The 2,683-nt window shown below is 43.7% G+C and carries 2 protein-coding genes; both read right to left on the reverse strand.

Annotated features, from left to right (window positions below; all coding sequences use genetic code 11):
• A partial coding sequence (gene bchE, locus H6S82_RS28080; RefSeq protein ID WP_191057098.1) for a magnesium-protoporphyrin IX monomethyl ester anaerobic oxidative cyclase occupies positions 1–1,119 on the reverse strand: 1,119 nt, incomplete at its 3' end.
• Positions 1,120–1,216: 97 nt separating this feature from the next.
• Entirely contained in the window at positions 1,217–2,614 is a 1,398-nt protein-coding gene (gene hemN, locus H6S82_RS28085) for an oxygen-independent coproporphyrinogen III oxidase (RefSeq protein WP_190462836.1), read from the reverse strand.
• Positions 2,615–2,683 lie beyond the last annotated feature (69 nt).

A 2,683-nucleotide genomic window follows, 5' to 3' on the forward strand; every position in this document is an offset into this window, starting at 1 on the left:
ATTCCAATTAGTCATATCCGCCTGCCAATCCCGCGCCATCCGATAAGTTTCTTCGATCGTTTCTGGCGTTTCGGTGGGCAATCCCATGATAAATTGCACTTCTGCTAAAATGCCGTTTTCTCTTAACAGTTGTACTGCTCTTTTGTTATCTGCGATCGTAGTTTCTTTGCGGAATAAATTCAGATTTAATTGGGCGGCGGCTTCTGTTCCTAACGAAACGTGAACCAATCCGGCTTGGCGATATAAAGGCAGTTCTTTTTCATCTCGCAAAACATCGGTGACTCGCGTGTTGATGCCCCAATGTACGCCGAGATTGCGATCGATCAGTTCGCGACATAGCGCCATAAACCGAGATTTGTTGATTGTCGGTTCTTCATCTGCTAAAATAAAGAAGCCCACTTGATATTCTTTTACCAACCTTTCGATTTCATCAACGAAATGTTTGGGCGATCGAGAACGGTATTTGCGCCAGAATTTCCATTGGGAACAAAACCGACAGCGGAAAGGACAACCCCTTGAATAGTTGGGAACCGCAACTCTTGTATTGAGAGGCGTATAAATGTACTTTTCCCATTCTAAAAGACTCCAATCTGGAGTAAGCGTATTCAAATCTTTGATGGGAGGATGGGCTGGAGTTGCTACAATTTTGCCATCTTCGAGAAAAGCAATACCCAGAATATTACGGCGATTTAACAGGTCTGTACCATCTGCGATCGCACGCATTAAATTAACAGTAATTTCTTCGCCTTCACCGCGAATAATGTAATCAACCCAAGGCGCTTCGTTCAACACTTCCCGATACATATAAGTTGGGTGAACGCCACCCATAATAGTCTTTGTTTCGGGATTGATTTCTTTCACCAATCTCAGGGTATTTTGAGACTTATAAATCATCGGCGTAATTGCCGTTGCCAGAACTACATCGGGCTGATAATTGCGGATGATTTCCACTAATTCAGCATCTTCAATATAGTTAGTCATGGCATCAACAAAACGTACTTCATTGAAGCCCGCCGTCTTCAATGCGCCACCCACGTAAGGCACCCAACTGGGAGGCCAATTTCCGGCGATTTCGGCTCCCCCAGAGTGATAATTGGGTTGAATCATCAGGATACGCATTATTTATTTGCCTCCCTCATTTGATTAGTCATTAGTCAGCAGTCAATGGTCAGCGGTCATTACAACTGACTACTGACTAATGACCGCTGACCGAGAATTAAATTGCTTTGGAGAAATTGGTATTTGTTTTATGCTTCAGATAGCTATCGAAAGCAGAAGCAATATTGCGGATTAACAATCGTCCTGCTGGAGTCACTTCAATGCGATTGTGATAAAGGCGAACTAATCCATCAGCTTCCAGCTTTTTCAACTCATATCGTTCCGTGCCAAAATACTCATCGAAATCTCGATCGAAGCTGAGATGATACTTTTCTTCAAAATCATCTTTGGACAATTGGAATTGACACATTAACTCCATGATTGCCGTGCGGCGAATCACATCATCTTGACTGAGACTCACTCCGCGTTCGATCGGCAAAACGTTCTCATCAATAGCTCGATAGAAGTCTTTCAGCCGCTTGTGATTCTGAACGTAGACATCATGCAGCATACTAATAGAAGTAACGCCAAAACCGATCAAATCCGATTCCGGTTTGGTAGTATAACCTTGGAAGTTGCGATGCAGTTTTCCTTGCCGTTGTGCGATCGACAATTCATCGTTTGGTTTGGCGAAATGATCCATACCAATAAACACATAACCATTGCCGCTCAAATCCTCGATCGCCATTTGCAAAATATCGAGTTTTTCTGGCCCTTTGGGAAGTGCTTCTTGGGGAAGCCGTTTCTGTATTGGCTTCATCCAGGGTACATAAGCAAAATTAAATACAGCGATGCGATCGGGATCGAGTTTAATCGTTTTGTGGATAGTATCGCGGAACGTATTTAAGGTTTGGAAAGGCAACCCATAAATCAAGTCAACATTAACGCTTTCAAACCCCGCTTCTCGAATCCAATCCATCACATTAAATAGCAGGTCTTCTGGTTGAATGCGGTTAACTGCCTCCTGCACTTGCGGATTAAAATCTTGAATGCCAAAACTAATCCGATTGAATCCCAAATCTTTCAAAAATAGAACATATTGTCGATCTAAATATCGGGGATTGACCTCTATAGAAATTTCCGCTTTTGGAGCGAAGCGAAAATGCTGATTAATCGCTGCCCATAACTTTTCAATTTGACTCAAAGAGAGATAATTCGGCGTTCCTCCTCCCCAGTGCATTTGCTCGACCGGGCGGCGGGAATCAATCAAATCTGCCATCTGGCGAATGTGACGCACCGTATAGTCCAGATAAGGTTCTGCTACTTCTTTGCGTTGCGTAATCACAGTATTGCAACCGCAGAAATAACAAGGCGTTTCGCAAAACGGGATATGACAGTAGAGAGATAATGGCGTTTTTTTATAATTACCGACTGCAATCCCAGCTCTGAAATCGACTAATTCAAACTCAGGTTTCAGCTCTGTCGCCGGCGGATAACTGGTGTAGCGCGGTACAGCTTGGTCGTATTTGCGGAGTAATTCTGAGTCAAATTGAACGGTGGGTAGCGAGAAGCTCATGCGCTGGAGTTCCTTTCTTGTTTGGTAGACTTCAGAACCGGGTTTTTATAGCTAGGGACTGGGGGTTAG

The organism is Planktothrix sp. FACHB-1355, assembly GCF_014748295.1.
Classification (GTDB): Bacteria; Cyanobacteriota; Cyanobacteriia; order Cyanobacteriales; family Aerosakkonemataceae; genus Aerosakkonema; species Aerosakkonema funiforme_A.